We start from the raw sequence: 22,534 nt of genomic DNA, 5'->3' as shown, positions 1-22,534 counted from the left end.
AGAAGGAGAGTCTGGTCGACATGAGTCACCCTGAGCGAGCCCATTGGCTGGCTCGCGAGCACAAGGTTCGCCTGGCGCTGTCGCGCCACGGTCCGGCAAGCCTGGAGGCGTTGACACGCCATGCCTATGACGATGTGCCGGAAGCGAAGCAGGGATTGGCAACACGCTCGGCACTGGCTCACCTGCTCAAGCTCGAAGCGGAGGGCCGAGCGGTGCAGCGCGAGGGTATCTGGGACAGTTCGGGCCGTTCATCAAGACGATAGGCCCGATAAGGGCTTAGTCGTCCGCGCCTAGGCCCAGCGCTCATCGGCGGTAAAGGCCACGGTAAACCAGCGCCGCTCCGGTGGCGGGCTGAGGCGCTCGGCGATCTGCTCGCGAATCTCGTCCATCAGTGCCACGCCACGCTCGGCGGCGAAGTCGGGCGTGGTGACGATATGGATCTCGATGTAGTGGCCACGCCCCGCCTTGGCCACATGGCTGTAGTAGGTGAGTAGCCCCTCGCGTGTCATCACCGGGGTCATGGCGGCATGGACCTCCGCGTCCAGTGCGCTTGGCGCAATCAGGAAGATCTCCTTGACCGCACGGCGCACGATGCCGATGGGGATCGGCATGAAGCCGGCGGTCAGCAGCATCAGCAGCACCGAATCCACATAGGGAGTGAGATGAGCCCAGGCCGTTCCCTGCAGCAGCCGCGCAATGATGAACGCCACCAACAGCGCACTGGTGATAAGCGCGGCCATCAGCCAGCCCTGCATGTCGATGTGCACGAACTCGGAGTCTGCCGTGCGATTGATCCGTCGTTGATAGGCGGTCATCACAAAGCAGGCGATGGCCACCACCACGGCATAGGCGATGGCCAGATCGAAGGCCAGTTCGCGACCTCCCTCGCGCAGGTCGAGTAGTGCGGTCAGGAAGGCGTAGAAGCACAGCAGCATCAGGATGCTGCCGTTGAGGGCGGCCACCAGTGGCTCCACATGCCAGTAACCGTGCTGGAAGCGCTGGCTGGCATCGCGCACGGCTAGCCTTGCCACCAGCAGTGCCAGCCCCGACATGGCGGCATCGATGGTGGAGAAGACGCCATCGAAGAGGATCGACTGGGAACCGGCCAGCAGACCGATGGTGACGCCCAGGCCCGAGACCACCAGGGTCATGACGATGGAGAGCTTCAGCGCGCGCTGCTCGAGGGTGGCTTGCATGGTTGCGGCTCGTGGTCAGGGACAAGATCATATTAGCGAAATGGGGAGGAGCGTGGAACCTGGCCGCCATGCGGGAACTGTCCCAGACTACGGGCAGTGCCCTTGGCCAACTGGAGGATCCCATGCGCCAACCGATCATCGCCGACAACAAGCCGAAGAAGGTCATGCTGGAGAAGGGCAAGGAGTACGTCTTCTGCCGCTGTGGTCGTTCCGGCGATCAGCCCTTCTGTGATGGTTCGCATCAGGGCACCGGTTTCACACCGCTGGTGTTTACCGCCGAGAAGGACGGTGAGGCGTATCTATGCCGCTGCAAGCAGACCGGCGATGCTCCCTACTGCGACAGCACTCACCAGCAGTTCAGCAGGGAACAGGTGGGCCAGGAGGCACCGGATCCCGATAAGGTGAGCGAAGCCAGTGAAGAAGATAATGACCGGATGCCCAGGGCCAAGGCCACCGAGGAGGAGCCCACGGTAGCGCTGATTCATCGCCTCGCGCGGGAGGGGCTCGATGGGGTGGGTCCCCATGGCCCCATCGATGCCATGGGCGTGCCGCGTCATACTCTGCCCCAATGGGACGACCTGCAGCTGATGGTGGCGCAGCTGGCGACCCAGCCGCTGCTCGATGATGCCCGAGTCGATACCCGACTGGTGGTCGGCCCCGCGGCAAAAAAGCCGCTGACTCTCGACATGCCGCTGCTGGTCTCCGACATGAGCTTCGGGGCGCTCTCCGAGGAGGCCAAGATCGCCATGGCACGAGGCGCCGAACGCGCCGGCACCGGCATCTGCTCCGGCGAGGGTGGCATGTTGCCCGAGGAGCAGGCCGAGAATTCCCGTTATTTCTATGAATTGGCCAGTGCTCGATTCGGCTTCGAGGAACGCCTGCTCGAGAGGGTCCAGGCGTTTCACTTCAAGGGCGGCCAGGCGGCGAAGACAGGTACCGGTGGCCATCTACCCGCCGGCAAGGTGTCGGCGCGGATCGCCGAGATCCGCGGCTTGAAGGAGGGCGAGCCCGCCGTGTCGCCGGCCACCTTCGAGGATCTGCACACGGTCGATGACTTTCGCCGATTTGCCGATCGCGTGCGCGAAATCACCGGTGGTATTCCGATCGGCTTCAAGCTCAGTGCCAACCATATCGAGCACGATATCCAGTTTGCCCTCGACGCCGGTGCCGACTATCTGATTCTCGACGGCCGCGGTGGTGGTACCGGGGCGGCGCCCTTGATGTTCCGTGACCATATCAGTGTGCCCACCATTCCGGCCCTGGCGCGTGCCCGCCGTTACCTCGATGATGAGGGAGTGAGCGGTCGCGTGACCCTGATCGTTACCGGCGGCCTGCGCCTGCCCATCGACTTCGTCAAGGCGCTGGCGTTGGGAGCCGACGGGGTCGCCATCGCCAACAGCGCGATGCAGTCCATCGGCTGTGTGGCGGCGCGTATCTGCCATACCAACAACTGCCCGGCGGGCATCGCCACCCAGCGAAACGATCTGCGACAGCGTCTCGATGTCGACAAGTCTGCCGCTCAGCTCGAACGCTTCCTGCGCGCCTCGATGGAGCTGATGCAGGTAATGGCGCGGGCCTGTGGTCACGACAGCCTGGCCGGCTTCGGGCCTCGGGACTTGGCGACCTGGAAACGTGAGATGGCTCTGCTCAGTGGTGTGCGCTATGCCGGTGTCATGGATCTCTAGTGAAGCCCTAGTCGAGATAATACTCGATGGTGGTGACCACCCTGACGGTCTTGATCGGCTGCTGCTCCTCGGGAATTCCTGCCGCCTGGTCACGGGCACGAATCTCGAATACCCCCTGATTGGCGCGACGCAGGGTGCCAATGTCGGCATTGGCATCCCGGGCAAATTGCTCTGCGGACTCCCGGGCGGCAGCGGTGGCTTCGGCGATCATGGTTGGCTTGATCTCGTTGAGGCGATTGAACAGATAGATCGGACCGCTGGGGCCGTAGTCCGATGAGAGGACCACCCCGGCGTCGAGCAACTCGCCCACTGCCTGGGCCGTGTCACGAATGCGCTCAATCTCCGTGCTGCGCACCATCAGGGTCTGATTGATGATGAAGCGTGGCTCGGTATCGCCGCTGCGATAGGGGTTGGCGGCGGTGTCGTTGACATTGAGACGCTGAAGCTCCACCTGCTGAGCATCGATATCGTGACGCTCGATAAAGGCGAAAATGGCCTCGCGGCTGACGCGGGCCTCTTCGCGAGCTTGCTGCAGGGTCGTGCCCGAGGCCACGAAGTGCAGCGGCCAGAGGGCGAGGTCCGCCTCGACCTCACGCTCGGCGAGTCCCTTGACGGTGACGTAGCGGTCGCCGGTCCGCAGATCGGTAAGCCCCTCGCCAATCAATGAGGCCGCCACGATGGTGGCGACGGCGAGTACCAGGGCAGGCAGTAGCTTCATGATGATGACTCCTGTGCGTCAAGATGACACCGAAACGATCTGCAACTCACGATGCCCCAGGCACACCATGAAAGAAAGGTTCATCGCAGATCAGCGTGAAACCTGTAGGTGGGAGGGATGTTTCTCTACACACTGGGCGATGGCGCCACCCTGTGGGAGGCCGGGTTTCCCGGGCGAAGGCGCCGATAGGCGCCTTGGTGGTGTTGCTCAGTATTGTGCCATTACCGGGAGGCCTCTGGCCTCCATTCGCCCGGCCGAGCCGGCCTCCCACCATGAACCCCGGCTTCCCACAATGAACCCGGCCTCCCAATACTCACTGCCAAACGGATTCACGCCAGCTTGCGATGAACCGAAAGAAAGGAGGCACCCGCCTGGGTGCCTCCTTTTACCGTTTCACGCAAGCTTCACCGTGGCTCAGCCGTGATGGGTAACGGTCGCCACATTTGGGGTGATGACGCCCTGCTCACGGGCCATGGCATAGGCCGCCTTGGGGCCGGCCCATAGTGAGGGCAGCAGTACCAGCGAGACGGGTATCGCGGTGATCACGATAAATTGCTGGAGTGCGCCGATCTGGCCGGCCCCCATGTAGAGCAGGATACCGGCCATCACCGCCATGGCGAGACCCCAGAAGGCGCGCACCAGGGAGCTAGGCGCATCGTGGCCGGCGCATACGACCGCAATGGCATAACTCATGGAGTCGCCGGTGGTCGCCACGAAGATGCTGGTCAGCAGCAGGATGGCCAGCGCCATCAGGGAGCCGCCCGGCAGGGCCTGGGCCACGGTCAGGGTGGCGACATCGAACTGGAAGTTGTTCAGCGCCTCGGTGAGATCGATCGCCCCGATCAGCTGATAGTGGATGCCGGAACCGCCGAGCAGGGTAAACCAGATGGTGGTGGCGACCGGTGCCATCACCGCCACGGCGAGGATCATCTCGCGAATGGTGCGACCGCGGGAGATGCGGGCCACGAAGATCGCCATCAGCGGTGCGTAGCCGATAAACCAGGCGAAGAAGAATACCGTCCACCACTGCATCCACCACGCCGGCGCGGTTTCGGCGCTCATGGTGGCCATGGTGAAGAATGATGAGAGGTATTCCCCGAAGCCCTGGCTGAAGGCGTTGATCAGATACAGGGTCGGACCGGCGACCAGAATCACCACGGCAATCGCCAGCGCCAGGAAGACGTTGAAGCGCGACAGGATCTGGATGCCCTTGTGCACACCGGTCATGGCCGAGGTGATGTAGACCCCCGCCAGCACCACCAGAATGCCGAGCTTGGTGCCATACCCTTCGCTGAAGTCGAATAGCTCATGCAGGCCGAAGCTCACCTGGGTGGCAAGAAAGCCGATCGGGCCGACGGTGCCGGCGACCACTGCGATCACGCAGCAGGCGTCGATTATGCTGCCGAGAGCGCCGCGCATGACCCGCTCGCCGAAGACCGGATAGAGCAGGGTGCGGGGTTGCAGCGGCTGACCCTTCACGTAGTGGGCATGGGCCAGCACGATGGCGCTTAGGGTTCCCAGCACGGCCCAGGCCAGAAAGCCCCAGTGCATGAACGACTGGGCCAGGGCGCCGGCAACGGCATCGGCGGTGCCTGGTTCGGTATCGAAGGCCGGTGGTGTCACCACGAAGTGGTAAATGGGCTCGCCGGCGGCGAAGAAGACGCCACCTCCGGCCAGCAGGGTACACATGATCATCGACAGCCACTTGAAGGTGCTGATCTGCGGGCTGTCCATGTTGCCAACCCGGGCGCTGGCGGCGGGGGAGATGGCCACGCCGATCGCGATCATGAAGGTCAGCAGCAGCAGTAGCTGGAAGTAGGTACCCAGCGTCGTGGCGGTCCAGGCGAAGCCGGCGCTGATGCTGTCGGCCACCATGTCGATGTCGTAGAGCGAGAGGCCGACGAAGGCCACGATAAAGCCGACCGTCAATAGCAGAACGATGGGATCGCCCAGACGCGAAAACGCCGAGTTCCCGGCGGATGCAGGGGCAGTGTTGGGAGGCATGAGGGGAGTGCTCTAGTTGCGAGAATTTTGGCACCGAGAGGGGGTGGCGCCGACTAGAACGACGGAATACTAACAAGAGTTGACTTATAAGTCTAAACGGGGGTTGCTGCCAGTCCTGTACCTCTGGGGTCCCGGACACCGCGAGGTGCTGTCGATACTGGTCTGGCCTCAAGGTTCGCTGCGGAGCCTGGGAGTGGGCGTGAAAGTGTCGAATAGTTACTTAAAATTCAATATGATATGCCGAAACAACAAGGCCGGAATGGCTGCGCCGCCATGCCAGGGTTCCTGGCTGGCGGCGACGCAGGCTATCGAGGGGTCGAGGGGGCGGGTCGGCTCGGCAGGGGATAGCTGCCTGGGCGCAGGATCCGGGTATCGACATCATGGATATCCCGCAGGCCGCATAGTGCCAGGGTGGTATCCAGCTCCTTGTGGATGATGCGCAGGGATTCACTGACACCCTCCTGGCCCAGTGCCCCGAGCCCGTAAGGCCGGTGGGGGCGAGCGCCAGCGGCAGGCTCACTCGCTCGCCGAGCATCTTGCTCTCCAGGCGGCGATTGCTCATATCCACCATGACGCGTTGGCGAAGCCCGATGTTTGAGAAGTCGTTGGCATTGGCCCGGTAGGTGCTTTCGGTCCAGGCGCCGGAGTCTACATAGTCGTAGAACATCCTGGGCACTCGGCGCCGTGCCAGGCGCTGTAGATCGTCGATGCAGGTAATGGTCGGCATGCTGAGTCGTCCCTGGTCTCAGAGGGTCAGTGGGTCAGTGGATAAAGCGCACGTAGAGATACCCCAGCGAGAGCAGCACCAGGGTGGCGATGGCCAGCAGACTCCAGGCATTGATAAGCCGCGAGGGGCGTTGCTCAAGGGGCACGCTGGTGCCATTGGCGGTGAAATGGTTGAGCGCCGCCAGAATGGGGCTAAGCAGGAAGGCCGACACCATCACGAAGTCCATGAACAGGCGAAAGCTGCCCATCAGGGTGAAGAGGATCAGGATGGCAAGCAGCGACAGACCAAGCATGGCGACCAGGTAGGCATGGCTTCCCTCGACCCTGCGCGTCTCCTCCTCGATCCCATCGGGGCGGGTAATGGCATGGTAGGCGGCGGTCATCATGCGCGGGAAGCCGTCCAGCACGGTGAGCAGCGTGGTCAGCATCACAGTGAAGGCGGAGATTCCCACCACAACGCCGCTCCACTCACCCAGGGTCGAGGTGTAGAGGCCGACGACCTGGCTGGCGAAACCCACCGCACCGTCGGCCGGGGTGATGCCCTGACTATGCATCACCCCGGCGCCCATGATCACGAAGCATGCGGCAAGGATCGCGGCGCCGATATAGCCGATATCGAAATCGAGCTTCTCCGCCTCGGTGTCGCAGCGCTCGCCACGGGTCTTGTTACGAGCCTCTGACCACAGCGAGTTGAGGATCGCCAGAGTGATATCCGAGGGCATCAGGCCCAGCACCGCCACCAGGGTCACCAGCGTGGCGGCGCTGTAGAGCGGCGAAGCGGCGGTGGCGGGATAGAGACTCCAGTCGACCATCGGCCACGCCGCCAGCGTGGCCAACAGGGTTGTCAGGGTGAGAATGACGATAAACACCTTGTTGACCCAGTCCAGCATTCGGTAGCCGCCGGTATAGGTGAGCAGGCAGCCGCCGGTGATCAGCACGGTGGCGATAGCCGGAGCGCTCAGGTCCAGTGACAGCAGGGTGCCGGCCAGGCCCGCCGTGGTAATGGCGATGGCGGCGATGATGATCGCCAACATCGGCAGCTGTACCAGGGCGAAGAGCGCCACCACGTGCTTGCCGAACGTCTGGCGATAGCCCTCGATCAGCGACTTGCCGGTGACGCTGACATAGAAGGGGCCGAAGAAGAAGGTGGGGTACTTGATGAGGATCGCCAGCAGGATAAACCCCAGCAGGCCGATGCCATATTCGGCTCCGGCACGGGTCGCTTGCACCACATGGGAGGTGCCGATGGCAGCCCCGGCGAAAAGGAAGCCGGGACCGAGGGCCGCCAGGTATTTGGCAGGGACGAAACGAGCGGATGCCGCGGAGGACAAAGGTTGATTCATGGCATGGCCTGACTGCTGATTCGGGGGCAGATGTAAGGTTGTGTTGGCCGTTCAGGCACCGAGCTCGGCAACGGTGGCGCGGCTCAGACGGCCTCGGTCGCCAGACCGGCTATCGACCAGGCGGTAAGCAAGGCCAAATACTCTACTCAATTTAGCTGCAGGTGAATATGATTGCTTGACTAACATTCCTTGTGGTTTCGGCATGCTGGCGTCATAAGCCGTGAGGGGGGATGACCTGCCTGTCTCGCGTTTCATCGTTGCTTCAGGTATCGGGTTTCGTTCCAATAGCAGCCTTGTCTTCATACGTTAAGTCTTCATTCGTTAAGTCTTCATTGAGGAGTCATTGTGCCGGATGCCCGACCTGCCGTTCCTGAGTTGACGCTCTACCGCGCCCTGAAGGATATCCATTGGCAGCTAAGTTTCGATCCGCAGTCGTTTTCTCGCGGAAAAGCCTACGCACAGCAGGGCAAGGTGCGCAATCGCCCACGTATTGAGCATGAGGGAGCGATGCTGGTGCTGCGAGCTCAGGTAGATGGCAGCGGGCGTAGCCGCTATCTCACCAGCCTGGCCGTGGATCCCGACAACCCCGAGATGGGGGTGATCAGCGACTGCAGCTGCCCGGTGGGGCGCCAATGCAAGCACGCGGTAGCGGTGATCCAGTGCTTTATCGATGCCAGGGAGGCCGAGGGCATACCGTCGGAGGATGATGCCGGCATGCTGGAGCAACGCTGGGAGGCGTGGCTAGCCGAGCTCCAGTCGCCACTTGGCGGCAGGCGATACGTCGAGGAGCTCGAGGAGGATCATCGCCTGGCGCTGTTCCTGGATGTTGACCCAAACCCGCGCTCGCCGGCGCTTCAGGTATCACCGGTCTGGGTGCGGCCCACCAAACGACGCGCCCGCGGCAACGGCTGGGTGAAGCCACGACCCATCAATGTGCGGCGCGGTGGGGGCCTGACGCCCAGGCCACCTCAAGGCCTTGCCTCCGATCAGGAGGAGGCCCTGGAGCTACTGATGCTCGGCGAGCAGCGCCGCCAGCTTTCGGGCTCGGGACAGGAGTATGCCTGGAGTTCGGTCACCCACGCCTTTCAGGCACGGGCGCTATGGTCACTGCTGGAGAGCGCCGCACCGCCGCTGCTGTTCTATCCCAAGCAGACCGGCGCCATGCTCGATACCGGCCCGGCCGCTCGCCTGACCCTGGCCTGGGAGCCCGATGCCGACGGCAACCAGCGTCTGCGTGCCGATACCGAACCCGCCGAGGTCATCTCCGATGCCGCTGTCATCGTGCGCGCCGGTGCCGAGCTCTGCTATCTCGATGAGCGTCGCGGGCGTTTCGGGCGTCTGGAGGGCGACCCCGGGCTGCTGATGCGTCTGCGCCACGCGCCCCCGCTGCCCCCGGAGATGAGTGGCTGGCTCAACGAGCGCTTGCACGCAGCGCCTGGCCTGGCGGAACGGCTTCCGGCACCTCAGAAAATCGAGGAATACACCCTGGAAGGCGTCGCCCCGCGTTTAAAGGTCACCATGCAGATTGGATCCGGGCAGCTGGGCTATCGTGATGGCGCCATGGTTCCCCGCTGGGTCGAGGTGGGGGCCGCCGTGGTGAGCTTCGACTACGATGGCGTCGAGGTGCCGCCGGAGCCGGGCGAGAGCATTCAGGCCTTTCGCGATGGGCAGCGACTGACCGTGATGCGCGACTCCCAGGCGGAGTTGGCACTGGTGAGGTCGCTTCCCCCCGGCATGGTGACCCTGGAGCGCCTGCAGCAGATCGAGGCGGTGCCCACTTACCTGGAGCTGCCCGAGTGGACGCTGCTGCTGCCTCTGGAGGGTACGCCGCCGGCCACTGCCGCCGAATGGTCTACACACCTGGCCGGCCCCGACGAGTGGTGGGAGATGATCGCCAGGCTACGCCAGGCCGGTTGCCTGGTAACGTTCGACGACGACTTCCCCGAGGAGCCGACCTACGTCGAGCCGGACGACTGGTACGGTGAGCTGGAGCCGGCGGGCAACGGCTGGTTCGATCTGGCGCTGGATATCGAGGTGGAGGGCGAGCGCCTCAACCTGCTGCCGATTCTACGCCGTCTGTTCAAGGATCCAGAGTTTCCGCTGGAGCCCGCCGAAGACGAAGCTGACGACGCCACCTGGACGCTGATCCTGCCGGAGAACCGCCGCCTGGTGATGCCCCTTGCTCGGCTGCGTTCGCTGATGGCGCCCATCCTCGACTGGCTGGGCGACGAGAGCGATCCGGAGGCAGCGTTGCGCCTGCCACTGACCGCCGCCGAGAGGGTCGCGCCGTTGGCCGAGCATGAGCGCTGGGCGGGGCGCGAGGATGTCACCGACCTGGCACGACGCCTGCGTGCGTTACCCACCAGTCTGCCGGCGCCCCCTGGCTTCGCCGGCGAACTGCGCGACTACCAGGGCCGTGGCATCGCCTGGATGCGCTTTCTCTCGGAGCTCGGTACCGGTGGCATCCTGGCCGACGACATGGGGCTGGGCAAGACGATACAGGTGCTGGCACACCTGCTCGATGAGCGCGCCCGCGGTGCGTTGGCAGGTCCTAGCCTGGTGGTCGCGCCGACCAGCCTGGTGGGTAACTGGTGCGCCGAGGCGGCACGTTTTGCCCCCGAGCTCAAGGTGGTGGCCCTGCAGGGCGGCAAGGCCCAGCGTGAGCGGCAGTTCGACGCGGGGCTGGCGGATGCCGACCTGGTGATCACCACCTATGCGCTGCTGATCCGTGATCTGGAGCGTCTGCGCGACTATCGACTCGGATTGCTGGTGCTCGACGAGGCTCAAGCGATCAAGAATGCCGCGAGCCAGACCGCCCGTGCGGTGCGCCAACTCGACGTCGAGCGCGCCATCGCCATGACCGGCACCCCCCTGGAGAACCATTTGGGTGAGCTATGGGCCCAGCTCGATGCCGTGGCGCCCGGGGCGCTGGGCAGCCAGCAATGGTTCGGCCAGCGCTTCCGCACGCCGATCGAGAAGGAGGGTGATGTCGCACTGCGCCAGCGCCTCTCCCGGCGCATCGCACCGCTGATGCTGCGCCGAACCAAGCAGCAGGTGCTGGCCGAGCTGCCCGAGAAGACCGAGACTCGCCGCGAGGTCACCCTGGGTGGCGTCCAGCGCGAGCTCTACGAGAGCTTGCGTCTGGCCCAGCACCAGCGGGTGCAGCAGGCGGTGGCCGAGCGTGGCCTGGCGGGCTCCGGCATCGTCATGCTCGATGCGCTGCTCAAGCTGCGCCAGGTCTGCTGTGATCCACGGCTGGTCAAGCTGCAGAGTGCGCGCAAGACGAAGCGCTCGGCCAAGCTGGAACAGCTGCGCGAGCTGGTGGCGCCGTTGGTGGAGGAGGGCAGGCGAATCCTGATCTTCTCCCAGTTCACCGAGATGCTGGCGCTGATCGGCGAGGCCCTGGAACACGACCACATTCCCTTTACCACTCTCACCGGCGAGACGCCGGGCAAGACCCGAACCCAGCGGGTGGCGCTCTTCCAGCAGGGCGAGATCCCGGTGTTTCTGATCAGCCTCAAGGCCGGCGGTACCGGCCTCAATCTGACCGCCGCGGACACGGTGATTCACTACGACCCCTGGTGGAACCCCGCGGTAGAGGCCCAGGCCACCGGACGTGCCCACCGCATGGGGCAGCAGAATCCGGTATTCGTCTACAAGCTGGTGTGCGCCGGCACCGTGGAGGAGCGCATCCTCGATCTGCAGGCGCGCAAGGCGGATCTAGCCGCCTCCATCCTCGAGGGTGGTGCCGAGCACAGAAGCGATGGTCCGCTGTTCGACGAGGAGGATCTGGCGCTACTGTTTGCGCCGGTGGCGTAACTTCATGATCTCGATCAGCCCATGAAGGCAGAAGGTGATTGATGGCATATGCAGGAATATGCTGACTCCTGCTATCGGCTTATTTACCAATGAGCGAACAAGGGTCTGCACGGACTGCACCCGGCTGGTACTCTATAGCGCCGACCTCAATGAGGTCTGATGGAAACGGCACAGGAAGGTATTGTGGTCCTACAGGACAGGCGTCTGGTCTATCTAAATCCGCGCAGGTGCGAAATGACCGGGTACACGAAAGAGGAATTGGACAGATCGTTGCTTAAAGCTGAATACGCTCAGGGCTGTGTCATCGATTTCCTGGCAGGCATTGCGGCACGAGCCTAGACTTCAAGAGCGAGCACACGAGCTAGCACCTGCCCCTTTTCTTGCCGCCTCCAGCGGCCGTTGCTACAGGCGCTCTCCCGATAAGGCCCGCCTTTCCCTCCGGTGCCATGCGTGGAGACCTGTCACAACCTGTCGTACCGCTTTGGTCTTGCCGCTGGTACGGGTATCGGAGACACCCCTGCCGGTGCCCTGGCCCGACAGGACAATAGCGAGGCAAGAACCATGAATCCCCATGCGACAATTCTTAGCCCGAGGGACCACACATCGCCCCTGTCGGTCGTCGGTGTAGACGTTACCGTGCTGATATCGAAAAACGAAACCAATGGCCGGGAAATCACCCTGCAGCGGGGTGACGAAGGTGTGGGTCCGCCACCGCACAGCCACCCCTGGGACGAAAGCTTCTATGTGCTTCCTGGCTCACCAGATCTGCCCACACTGCTCGAGGTGCTGAATCAGCACAGCGTTACGATACATGGCGGCGAGGAAGCCTGATCCAGAACGGCGTTTTATTCGCGGGTGCTCCTGGCGTGGATAGGGGCCGCTTCTTGCCGTGCCGTGCCGTGACCAATGCCCTTGGCAATCTGTGGATTCGGCATGACGATGAGCGCCAGAGCTGGGATAATGCGCGGTTACGCTCAATGCTCTGTCGGTGCCTCATGGAAATCAAGGTCAACTATCTCGACAACCTCCGCCTGGAGGCCAAGTTCGACGACTTCACGGTCATCTCCGACCAGCCCATCCGCTACAAGGGTGACGGCTCGGCGCCGGGGCCCTTCGACTACTTCCTGGCCTCCTCGGCGATGTGTGCGGCCTACTTCGTCAAGGTCTACTGCAACGCCCGGGATATTCCCACCGAGAATATTCGGTTGTCGCAGAACAACATCGTCGACCCCGAGAACCGCTATAAGCAGATCTTCCGGATTCAGGTCGAGCTGCCCGAGGACATCTCCGACAAGGATCGCCAGGGTATTCTGCGCTCCATCGATCGCTGCACGGTGAAGAAGGTGGTGCAGACCGGCCCCGAGTTTCAGGTCGAGGCGGTGGAGAACATCGACGAGGACGCCCAGGCCCTGCTGATGGGCGGTGAAAAGAGCAAGGCGCTGGGCGATGAAGAGGGCGGCGGCACCTGGATCGAGGGCAAGGACCTGCCGCTGGAGCAGACCATCGCCAACATGACCGGCATCCTGGCCGATCTGGGCATGAAGATCGAGATCGCCTCCTGGCGCAATATCGTGCCCCACGTCTGGTCCTTGCATATCCGCGACGCCGCCTCGCCGATGTGCTTCACCAATGGCAAGGGTGCCACCAAGGAGAGTGCGCTCTGTTCGGCGCTGGGCGAGTTCATCGAGCGGACCAACTTCAACTTCTTCTATAACGATCAGTTCTTCGGCGAGGAGATCGCCAACGCCGAGTTCGTTCACTACCCCAACGAGAAGTGGTTCCTGCCGGGGCCCGACGATGCCTTGCCGGAGGGCATCCTCGATGCCTACTGCCGAGAAATCTATGACCCGGAAGGGGAGCTGTGCGCCTCGAACCTGATCGATACCAATTCCGGCCGGGCGGATCGCGGTATCGTTGCGCTGCCCTTTGTGCGTCACTCCGACGGCGAGACGGTCTACTTCCCCTCGAACCTGATCGAGAACCTCTACCTCAGCAACGGGATGAGCGCCGGCAATACCCTGGCCGAGGCCCAGGTGCAGTGCCTCTCCGAAATTCTCGAGCGAGCGGTGAAGAAGCAGATCATCGAAGAGGAGATGGTGCTGCCCGACATTCCCCAGGAGGTGCTGGCGCGCTACCCCGAGATCGTCGAGGGCATCGAGGCGCTGGAGGCCCAGGGCTTCCCGGTGCTGGTAAAGGACGCCTCCCTGGGCGGCCAGTTCCCGGTGACCTGCGTGACCCTGATGAACCCCAAGACCGGTGGCGTGTTCGCCTGCTTCGGTGCCCACCCGAGCTTCCATGTGGCCCTGGAGCGGACCTTCACCGAGCTGCTGCAGGGTCGCAGCTTCGAGGGCTTCAACGACTTTCTGCCGCCCACCTTCAACTCCATGGCGGTCACCGAGCCCAATAACTACGTGGAGCACTTCATCGATTCGTCCGGGGTGATCTCCTGGCGCTTCTTCAGCTCCCGCTCGGAGATCGAGTTCTGTGACTGGGACTTCACCGGCGGCGGCACCTACAGCAACGAGGAGGAGAGCGCGGCCCTGTTCGGCATCCTCGAGGAGATGGGGCTGGAGTCCTATGTCGCGGTGCGCGAAGAGCTCGGCGCGCCGGTGTGCCGCATCCTGGTGCCTGGCTTCTCCGAGGTCTATCCGGTGGAGGACCTGGTGTGGGACAACACCAATATGGCCCTCGACTACCGCGAGGATATTCTCAACCTGCACCGCCTGAGCGATGGTGAGCTCGCCGATCTGCTTGAGCGCCTGGAGGAGAGCCAGCTCGACGAGCATATGACGATCATTTCGCTGATCGGCATCGAGTTCGACGAGAACACCATCTGGGGCCAGCTCACCATCCTCGAGCTCAAGTTGCTGATCAATCTGGCGTTGGGTCAGCATGAGGAGGCGCTGGAGCGAGTCGAGATGTTCCTGCAGTACAACGACAACACCGTGGAGCGCAATCTCTTCTATCAGGCGGTGCAGGCGGTGCTTGAGGTCATGCTGGATGACGAGCTCGAGGTGAACGACTTCCGCTATAACCTGGGGCGGATGTTCGGCGAAGAGACCATCGAGGCGGTGATCGGCTCGGTGAACGGTAGTGTGCGCTTCCATGGCCTCACCCCAACCAGCATGGCGCTCGAAGGGCTGGAGAAGCATCAACGCTTGATCGAGAGCTACAGGAAGCTACATGCCGCTCGCGCCATCAAGGCCGGCATGCGCCCGCAGGACGTCTATGCTCCGGCGGATGCCTGAACGCCGCCGGGTCTCCGCCAGCGATGCGCCGCCGCACAACAGCGTGCGGCCAAGGGATATAGGGGGACGTCTGCTCCGTTGCTGACTATCCTTTAAGGGATAGTCGTGCTTTGACGAGACAACGAGCAGGTGGTCGCCATGTCCATGGAGCGAGTAAAACAGTATCTCGATGACCAGAACGTCAGGTATTCGATTCTCCAGCACTCTCCGGCCTATACCGCGCAGGAGATTGCCGAGTCCGTCCATGTGACGGGCAGGCACTTCGCGAAGTGCGTGATGGTGAAGATCGATGGGCGGCTGGCGCAGGCGGTTCTGCCGGCATCCGACCGGGTGGACCTGCAGCAGATGGCACGCTCCGTCGGCGCCACGTCCGTTGAGCTGGCCGAAGAGGGCGAGTTCAAGGACAGCTTCCCCGATTCCGAGGTCGGTGCGATGCCACCCTTTGGCAATCTTTTTGGGATGGAGGTGTTTGTTTCCCCACATCTTACCGCCGCCGACCGCATCGCTTTCAATGCCGGCAATCATACGGACGTCATGCAGCTGTCCTATGGGGATTTCGAGCGGCTTGTGAACCCCATTGAGGTGGCGTTGTGATGACGCTGGCTTAGCCTGCATCGGTTATTCGCGTCAAGTGAATGGTATCGCCCCCACGTCGGTTATCTGACGTGGGGGCGATGCGTTGAGGGGGCACGAGCCGGTGGGCGATGGGTCCCCTGAAAACATCTGGTATGATCGTTTCAAATAGATGTTTGAAACCTTGGTGGCATAACCCGTGACAGCTTCCCGACGGTCACGGAGCGAGACGTGCCTGGTTTTTCGGGCGACTCGCTTGTCACCGCCACGACCAAGGATGCGCGATGCAGCTTCCCTCTCGATCCCTGTTGAAGCCGGTTCTGCCGCTGCTGCCCCTGTTGTTAATCCTGCCGCTCTTGGCCGGGTGCCAGGATCAGACGCCCGAGTCATCGGCGGCGGACTCACCGCGCTGGGTCAAGACGGCCCCGCTGAGAGCGAGCTCGGCATCCACGTTGTCGCTTACCGGCCTGCTGCGCGCCCGCTATGAAACGCCCATGGCCTTTCGGGTCAGTGGTCAGATCGCCACGCGCCACGTCGATGCCGGTCAGCGCGTTAATCAGGGCGAGGTGTTGTTCACCCTCGACCCCAGTGATCTTGAAGAGTCACTTGCCGCCGCCCGAGCGGAGCTTGCCGCTGCCGAGGCGGCGCTGGATGTGGCCGAGGCCGATCTGTCTCGCGACCGACAGCTGTTGAACAAGGGGTATCTCAGCCGCCAGGCCTTCGAGCGTGCCGAGCTGGGAGTACGTGAGACGGCCACCCGTCGAGAGGCGGCGAGTGCCAGGGTTACTCAGGCGCGTAATGCCCTGGATCATGCGAGCCTGCGTGCCGAGGACGATGGTGTGCTGATCGATGTCAGCGGTGAGCCGGGGCAAGTGGTTGGTGTCGGTCAGGCGGTCGCCCGGCTGGCCCAGGAGGGGCCGCGCGAGGTCGAGGTCAACTTTCCCGCTCGGTCGCGGCCGCCCCAGACGGGCGAACTGTTGGTGGGGGAGAAGCGCATTACGTTGACCCGTCGTGAGGTGGCGGGAGCGGCCGACCCGGCCAGCCGTACCTGGCGAGCCCGCTATCGACTGGAGGCGCCGCTGGAGGGGCGTAGCCTGGGCGATGTGGTCCAGACACGCTTTACCCTGGCGGAAGCCGCATCGCAGACACGTTTCCAGGTGCCGGTGGCAGCGCTGGATGAGCGCGGGGAGGGCCCGAGGTTATGGCAGATCGTGGAGGGGGAGGCGCAGCCGCTGCCGGTGACGCTGGAACAGGTAACCCGTGATCACGCCTGGGTCAGCGGTGACGGGCTCGAGGCCGGGCAGGCGGTGATCAGCCTGGGTACCCACCTGCTCACTGTCGGCATGCTGGTACGGCCGCTGGACGAGAAGGAGGCGCCGTGAGCTTTCCCAACCTTTCGGCGCTGGCGGTTCGTGAGCGGGCCGTGACGCTGTTCTTCCTGGTGCTCGCGCTGCTGGCGGGGGCCTATGCCTTCGCCTCCCTGGGGCGAGCAGAGGACCCCGACTTCACCGTAAGAGTGATGATGGTCTCGGCGGCCTGGCCCGGTGCCTCGCCGGATGAGATCCAGGAGAGCGTAGTGGATCCGCTGGAGAAGCGCATCCAGGAGGTCGACGATCTCTACCGCATCGAGACAACCATCCGCCCCGGGCGCGCCGATCTCAAGGTGGAGTTCGAGGATACCGTGCCTGGCGAGGCGATAACCGAGCGCTTCTACCAGGTGCGTCGTCGCATGCAGGATGCCGCTCCCACACTCCCCGACGGCGTGATGGGGCCGATGATCAATGAGGACTTCGGCGACGTCTACTTCTCCTTGGCGGCCTTGACCGCGCCCGGTATGCCGATGCGTGAGCTTCTGCGCGAGGCCGAAGGGGTTCGGGACCGGCTGCAGCGGGTTGAGGGGGTCAACAAGGCCGAGGTGCTGGGGGAGCGTCAGGAGCACATGCATGTCGACTTCGACCTGGCTCGGCTGCAGAGCCTGGGCATCTCCCCCGAAGCCGTCTTCTCCGCCATTCAGGCGCACAACCGACTGTTGCCGGCCGGGCGCATCGATACCCAGGGGCCCCGCCTCTATCTGCGGCTGACCAATGACCTGTCGGACCCCGAGGTGCTGGCCGATGTGCCGATCCGTATCGGAGAGCGGCTGATTCGCCTGGGCGATATTGCCGACATCTCCCGCGGCTACGAAGATCCACCCAGCTATCTGGTGCGCGCCTTTGGCGAAGAGGGGCTGCTGCTGGGGGTGGTGATGGAGCAGGGCGTCAATGGTCTCGCGTTTGGCGACCGCCTGGACGCCTTCTGGCAGCAGGAGCGCAAGCGCCTGCCGCTGGGCATGTCCCTCGAGGTGATGACCAACCAGGCCGATGCCATTGCAGGAGCCGTGAATCTCTTCCAGGTGAAGTTTCTGGTCGCCGTGCTGGTGGTGATGCTGGTCACCATGCTGGCGGTCGGGTTGCGCGCCGGCATCGTGGTGGGGATTGCCATTCCGATTACACTGGCGCTGACCTTCGTGACGATGCTGGCGATGGGGATCAATCTGGACCGCGTCACCCTAGGCGCCCTGATCATCGCCCTCGGGCTGCTGGTCGACGATGCCATCATCGCCCTGGAGATGATGATCGTGAAGATGGAGGCGGGCTGGAATCGGCTCGATGCGGCCACCCACGCCTGGAACGTTACCGCGGCACCGATGCTGTTCGGCACCCTGGTCACGGTGGCAGGCTTCGTGCCGATCGGCTTTGCCCAGTCAGCCGTGGGCGAGTACACCGGCAATATTTTCTGGGTGCTGTGTGTATCGTTGTTGCTGTCGTGGATCGTGGCGGTGGTCTTCACCCCCTACTTGGGCGTCAAGCTGTTGCCCGAGCAGAAGGCGGCCCATGGCCAGCACGAGGCCTACCAGTCACGGGGCTATCGTCGCCTGCGCGGGATCATCAGTGGCTGTGTGCGCTATCGCAAGAGCGTGGTGACACTCACGGTGGTGCTGCTGGTGGCGGCCGCCGCCGGCCTTGCCGTGCCGGTAGAGAAGCAGTTCTTCCCAAGCTCCGACCGACCCGAGGTGCTGGTCAGCGTTTATCATCCCCAGGGCACGGCGATCGGCGCTACCGATGCAACGACGCGACGCCTAGAGGCGCTGATCGGCGAGGCCAGCGGGGTGGAGTCACTCTCCGCCTATGTGGGGGCCGGTGCGCCGCGCTTCTTTATCTCCGCCAACCCTGAACAGCCGAATCCGGCGTTTGCCAAGCTGATCGCGGTGACCGAGGGAGTCGAGGCGCGGGAGCGGCTGATCGAAAAGCTCAATAATCATATCGCCGCCGGTGACTTCCCCGAGGCGCGAGTCCGTGTGCAGAAGCTGCTATACGGGCCACCGGTCGACTGGCCGGTCAGCATTCGTGTGCTGGGCGATGACCCCGACCGCCTGCGTGAGATCGGCCATCAGGTGCGTGAGGTAATGGCTGACCATGCCGCCACACGCGACCCCCATCTGGAGTGGGACGAGCGGGTCCCGCGGTTGCACCTGGCAATCGATCATCACCGTCTGCAACTGCTTGGATTGACCCCGGATGAGGTGGCGCGTCAGCTTCAGTTTCAGTTGGACGGCATGACCATCACTGAGCTGCGCGACGGTATTCGCCTGGTGCCTGCCGTGGGACGTGGGGCGATGAGCGACAACCTCGACCTGCAGAGCCTGGAGATCCTCAACCGCGATGGGCGGCGCATACCGCTGGCCCAGCTGGGCGAGCTGGAGACCGTCTTCGAGGAGCCCGTGATCCGGCGTATCGACCGCCAGCCGTTCCTGGCCGTCAATGCCGAGATCGAGGATGCCCAGCCCAACGACGTGACCCAGGAGGTCTGGCAGGCGCTCGGTGAGCTGCGCGAACGCCTGCCTGCCGGCTATCGGCTGCAGATCGGCGGCTCGGTGGAGCAGTCGACCAAGGCGGAGGCCTCGATTCAGGCCCTGCAGCCGTTGATGGTGGTGCTGATGCTGATCTTCATCATGCTGCAGATGCGCTCCTTCGCCGGCACCTTTATCGTCATGGCGACGGCCCCGCTGGGGCTGATCGGAGCGGTGGCCGCACTGCTGCTGTTCAACCAGCCCTTCGGCTTCGTCGCCACCCTGGGGCTGATCGGCCTGGCGGGGATCCTGATGCGCAATACCCTGATCCTGACCCAGCAGGTGGCGGACAACGTTAAATCCGAGATGACGATGCGCGATGCCGTGGTGGAGGCGGCCGTGCAGCGGGCCCGTCCGGTGATATTGACCGCGCTGGCGGCGATACTTGCCTTTATTCCGCTGACCCTGGACAGCTTCTGGGGGCCACTGGCCTATGTGCTGATCGGTGGCGTGGCCGTCGGCACCCTGATCACCCTGTTCTTCGTGCCCGCGCTCTATGCTCTGGGGTATCGCATTGCACCAAAGGCGGGAGAGACACATGAGCGTCATTGATCACCGGGGCATCTCGATCGCCCTTGAAGAGGCCGGTGCCGGGTTGCCTGTTGTTCTCCTACACAGTTTCCTCGGTTCGAGCGAGATATGGCGCGGGCAGGTGCCGGCGCTGGCGCAGCATCACCGAGTTATCAATATCGATCTGCGCGGCCACGGCCGTTCCGGCAATATCGAGGGACCCTTCACGCTCTACGACGCCGTCGACGACGTTATCGCCGTGCTGGACGCCCTGGGCATCGAGCAAGCGGTGTGGTGCGGTCTCTCTATCGGCGGCATGGTGGCCATGCGCGGGGCGATTCGGTATCCGGAGCGGGTGGCCGGCCTGGTCCTGATGGACACGGATGCTGGCGCCGAAACCGCCTGGAACCGGGTGAGGTACCACGTGATGGGGAGTGTGGTGAGCGCCTTCGGGTTTCGTCCCTTGCTGCCGTTTGTCAGCGCCCTGATGTTGGGCGCCACCACCCGGCGCGACAACCCCGGGCTGGTCGAAGAGAGCAGACAGATGATCGCTCGAAACCACATTGGCTCGGCGCGCCGATGTCTTGAGACACTGATGAGACGCGATTCGGTGATAGAGCGTCTGCACGAGATCGAGGTGCCGGCGCTGGTGGTGGTGGGCGAAGAGGACCGCATGCTGCCGCCGTCGCACTCGCGACGGATTCGGGAGCGGCTGCCCGATGCCAGCCTCACGATGATTCCGGGTGCGGGGCACATGACGCCCCTCGAGCAGCCGGAACGGGTCAACACGGCCTTGCTGGCGTTTCTGGAGACGCTGGCCCATTCTCGGCACCGGGCGTAGCCGCACCCTGCCCGCGCATGCAGTGATACCCCGGACCCATCTCACATCCTGCCAACGGACTGCCCCCCATGCTTCGCGACACCGTTCTTGCCCTGTTTCGTCGCTTCGAGACCCTGGTGGAGCCTTATCCATCGCATCAGCGTGGGACCCCGCCCCGGGGACTCTTCCCCTTTATCCTGCACTTCTCGCGGCCGGTGCTGCCGCTGCTGATCGTGATGTCGCTGCTGACGGCGCTGGTCTCAGCGGCCGAGGTGCTCTTCTTTCACTATATGGGGGAGCTGGTGGACTGGCTGGCCGGTGCCGAGCGCGCGGGCTTCTTCACCGAACATGGCTGGCGCCTCGCCGGCATGGCGGCGCTGGTGGTGATCGTGTTACCGCTGCTCACCCTGCTGCAGGCGCTGGTCACCCATCAGAGCATCTTCGGCAACTACCCGATGATCGGGCGCTGGCTGGCGCATCGCCATATGCTGGGCCAGAGCCTCGCCTTCTATCAGGACGAGTTCGCCGGCCGGGTCTCCCAGAAGGTGATGCAGACGGCGCTGGCGACCCGCGAGACGGTAACGAAGCTGATGGACCTGATGGTCTATGTGCTGGTCTATTTCGTTGGCGCCATGCTGTTGGTGGGAAGCGCCGAGCCCTGGTTGATGCTGCCGCTGGTGGTGTGGCTTGCCGGTTATCTCGCCATCATGCGGATCTTCGTGCCCCGCCTGCGTCGGGTATCCATGGAGCAGGCCGACGCCCGGGCGGTAATGACCGGGCGCATCGTCGACAGCTACAGCAATATCCAGACCATCAAGCTCTTCGCCGATACTCGTCGCGAGGAGGCCTATGCGCGGGATGCCATGGAGGGCTTCATGACCACCGTGCATCGCCAGATGCGTCTGGCCACCGGCCTTACCGTCAGCCTGACCCTGCTCAATTCTCTTTTGCTGGCTGGGGTGGCGGCGGCGGTCATCGGCGCCTGGTATCTGGAGGCGGTGTCGCTGGGTGTCATCGCGGTGGCCATTGCGCTGGTGATGCGCATTCGCTTCATGTCCGACTGGATACTCTGGGAGGTGGCGAGCCTGTTCGAGAATATCGGCACCGTGCAGGATGGCCTCAACACCATCGCTCGGGAACCGGCGGTCAAGGATGCGCCGCATGCCACGGCGCTTGCGGTGCCCAGGGGCGAGATCCATTTCGAGGGGCTGCGTTTCGGTTATGAACGCTCGGATGGGGAGGGGAGGCGGGTCTTCGATGGGCTCGAGCTGAACATCGCCCCCGGCGAAAAGGTGGGGCTGATCGGCCGCTCCGGGGCGGGCAAGTCGACACTCGCCAATCTGTTGCTGCGTTTCTATGACCTGGAAGGAGGGCGGATCCTGATCGACGGTCAGGATATCGCCGAGGTGACACAGGAGTCACTGCGCCGTCATATCGGTATGGTCACCCAGGATACTTCGCTGTTGCACCGCTCGCTGCGCGACAATATCCGCTATGGCAGCCCTGAGGCGAGCGAGGAGGCGATTCTCGAAGCGGTGCGCCGTGCTCATGCCGATACCTTTATCGACGAGCTGGTAGACCTGCAGGGTCGCCGCGGCCTGGATGCCCACGTGGGCGAGCGGGGCGTGAAGCTCTCCGGCGGCCAGCGCCAGCGCATCGCGATTGCCCGGGTACTGCTCAAGAACGCGCCGATTCTGGTGCTCGACGAGGCCACCTCAGCGCTGGACTCCGAGGTGGAGTCGGCGATTCAGGAACAGCTCTATACGCTGATGGAGGGCAAGACGGTGATCGCCATTGCCCATCGCCTCTCCACCATCGCCATGCTCGACCGCCTGGTGGTCATCGACGAGGGGCATATCGTTGAGAGCGGCACCCACTGCGAACTGCTGGAGCGGGATGGCCTCTATGCCGCCCTGTGGCGTCGTCAGTCCGGCGGCTTCATCGGAGTTGAAGTGCCTCCCGTGACGTAAGGCAGGCACCACCAGCGCCCCTGGCCGTCGGAC

Annotated in this window: 16 protein-coding genes and 1 pseudogene; 11 read left to right on the top strand and 6 right to left on the bottom strand. The window is 63.7% G+C overall.

What is annotated here, in order from left to right; translation table 11 throughout:
• Positions 1-20 precede the first annotated feature (20 nt).
• Positions 21-263, top strand: coding sequence for a hypothetical protein (locus Q0894_RS11285; protein WP_299235320.1), 243 nt, complete (start codon positions 21-23; stop codon positions 261-263).
• A 27-nt stretch (positions 264-290) separates the two neighbouring features.
• Here Q0894_RS11285 and Q0894_RS11280 read toward each other — a convergent pair whose 3' ends face one another.
• A complete protein-coding gene (locus tag Q0894_RS11280) occupies positions 291-1,196 on the bottom strand; it encodes a cation transporter (RefSeq protein WP_299235318.1) in 906 nt (301 codons plus the stop codon).
• A 122-nt stretch (positions 1,197-1,318) separates the two neighbouring features.
• Here Q0894_RS11280 and Q0894_RS11275 point away from each other — a divergent pair, with 122 nt between their 5' ends.
• Positions 1,319-2,881 carry a glutamate synthase-related protein gene (locus tag Q0894_RS11275; protein WP_299235315.1) on the top strand — a complete coding sequence of 521 codons (1,563 nt, stop codon included), beginning with the start codon at positions 1,319-1,321 and terminating at the stop codon, positions 2,879-2,881.
• Positions 2,882-2,888: 7 nt separating this feature from the next.
• Here Q0894_RS11275 and Q0894_RS11270 read toward each other — a convergent pair whose 3' ends face one another.
• From Q0894_RS11270 to Q0894_RS11255, 5 genes and pseudogenes are all read right to left on the bottom strand, one after another.
• Positions 2,889-3,599, bottom strand: a complete 711-nt coding sequence (locus tag Q0894_RS11270; RefSeq protein ID WP_299235312.1) for an SIMPL domain-containing protein — start codon at positions 3,597-3,599, stop codon at positions 2,889-2,891.
• Between the two features lie 414 nt (positions 3,600-4,013).
• Complete coding sequence (locus Q0894_RS11265; RefSeq protein ID WP_299235309.1) at positions 4,014-5,603, bottom strand: BCCT family transporter; 1,590 nt, start codon at positions 5,601-5,603, stop codon at positions 4,014-4,016.
• Positions 5,604-5,908: 305 nt separating this feature from the next.
• A complete protein-coding gene (locus tag Q0894_RS15775) occupies positions 5,909-6,037 on the bottom strand; it encodes a hypothetical protein (protein ID WP_366131009.1) in 129 nt (42 codons plus the stop codon).
• Positions 6,038-6,148: 111 nt separating this feature from the next.
• Positions 6,149-6,270, bottom strand: a pseudogene (locus tag Q0894_RS15770) (alpha-hydroxy-acid oxidizing protein); the annotation flags it as partial.
• A 94-nt stretch (positions 6,271-6,364) separates the two neighbouring features.
• Positions 6,365-7,672 (bottom strand): divalent metal cation transporter, encoded by a 1,308-nt coding sequence (locus Q0894_RS11255; RefSeq protein ID WP_161423516.1) that lies wholly within the window; start codon positions 7,670-7,672, stop codon positions 6,365-6,367.
• A 345-nt stretch (positions 7,673-8,017) separates the two neighbouring features.
• Between Q0894_RS11255 and Q0894_RS11250 the strand changes: the two genes are divergently transcribed.
• The 9 genes from Q0894_RS11250 (at position 8,018) to Q0894_RS11215 (ending at position 22,501) form a co-directional block, all read left to right on the top strand.
• The gene (locus Q0894_RS11250) at positions 8,018-11,491 is read left to right on the top strand and encodes a DEAD/DEAH box helicase (RefSeq protein ID WP_299235301.1); all 3,474 of its coding nucleotides are present in this window, start codon (positions 8,018-8,020) and stop codon (positions 11,489-11,491) included.
• Positions 11,492-11,650: 159 nt separating this feature from the next.
• Positions 11,651-11,830 carry a PAS domain-containing protein gene (locus tag Q0894_RS15765; RefSeq protein ID WP_366131007.1) on the top strand — a complete coding sequence of 60 codons (180 nt, stop codon included), beginning with the start codon at positions 11,651-11,653 and terminating at the stop codon, positions 11,828-11,830.
• A gap of 222 nt (positions 11,831-12,052) precedes the next feature.
• The gene (locus Q0894_RS11245) at positions 12,053-12,322 is read left to right on the top strand and encodes a hypothetical protein (protein WP_299235299.1); all 270 of its coding nucleotides are present in this window, start codon (positions 12,053-12,055) and stop codon (positions 12,320-12,322) included.
• Between the two features lie 164 nt (positions 12,323-12,486).
• Positions 12,487-14,739, top strand: a complete 2,253-nt coding sequence (locus Q0894_RS11240; protein ID WP_299235297.1) for an OsmC domain/YcaO domain-containing protein — start codon at positions 12,487-12,489, stop codon at positions 14,737-14,739.
• Positions 14,740-14,877: 138 nt separating this feature from the next.
• Positions 14,878-15,333 carry a YbaK/EbsC family protein gene (locus Q0894_RS11235; protein ID WP_299235295.1) on the top strand — a complete coding sequence of 152 codons (456 nt, stop codon included), beginning with the start codon at positions 14,878-14,880 and terminating at the stop codon, positions 15,331-15,333.
• A gap of 263 nt (positions 15,334-15,596) precedes the next feature.
• A complete protein-coding gene (locus Q0894_RS11230) occupies positions 15,597-16,694 on the top strand; it encodes an efflux RND transporter periplasmic adaptor subunit (protein WP_299235292.1) in 1,098 nt (365 codons plus the stop codon).
• The gene (locus tag Q0894_RS11225; protein WP_299235289.1) at positions 16,691-19,753 is read left to right on the top strand and encodes an efflux RND transporter permease subunit; all 3,063 of its coding nucleotides are present in this window, start codon (positions 16,691-16,693) and stop codon (positions 19,751-19,753) included. The genes Q0894_RS11230 and Q0894_RS11225 overlap by 4 nt, the downstream gene beginning before the upstream one ends.
• Positions 19,740-20,552 (top strand): alpha/beta fold hydrolase, encoded by an 813-nt coding sequence (locus Q0894_RS11220; RefSeq protein WP_299235287.1) that lies wholly within the window; start codon positions 19,740-19,742, stop codon positions 20,550-20,552. Before Q0894_RS11225 ends, Q0894_RS11220 begins: the two co-directional genes overlap by 14 nt.
• Before the next feature lie 68 nt (positions 20,553-20,620).
• Positions 20,621-22,501 carry an ABC transporter ATP-binding protein gene (locus tag Q0894_RS11215; protein ID WP_299235284.1) on the top strand — a complete coding sequence of 627 codons (1,881 nt, stop codon included), beginning with the start codon at positions 20,621-20,623 and terminating at the stop codon, positions 22,499-22,501.
• Positions 22,502-22,534: the final 33 nt, after the last annotated feature.

Source organism: uncultured Halomonas sp. (assembly GCF_947501415.1).
Lineage (GTDB): Bacteria > Pseudomonadota > Gammaproteobacteria > Pseudomonadales > Halomonadaceae > Halomonas.
This window is presented reverse-complemented; position numbering and strand designations above follow the sequence as displayed.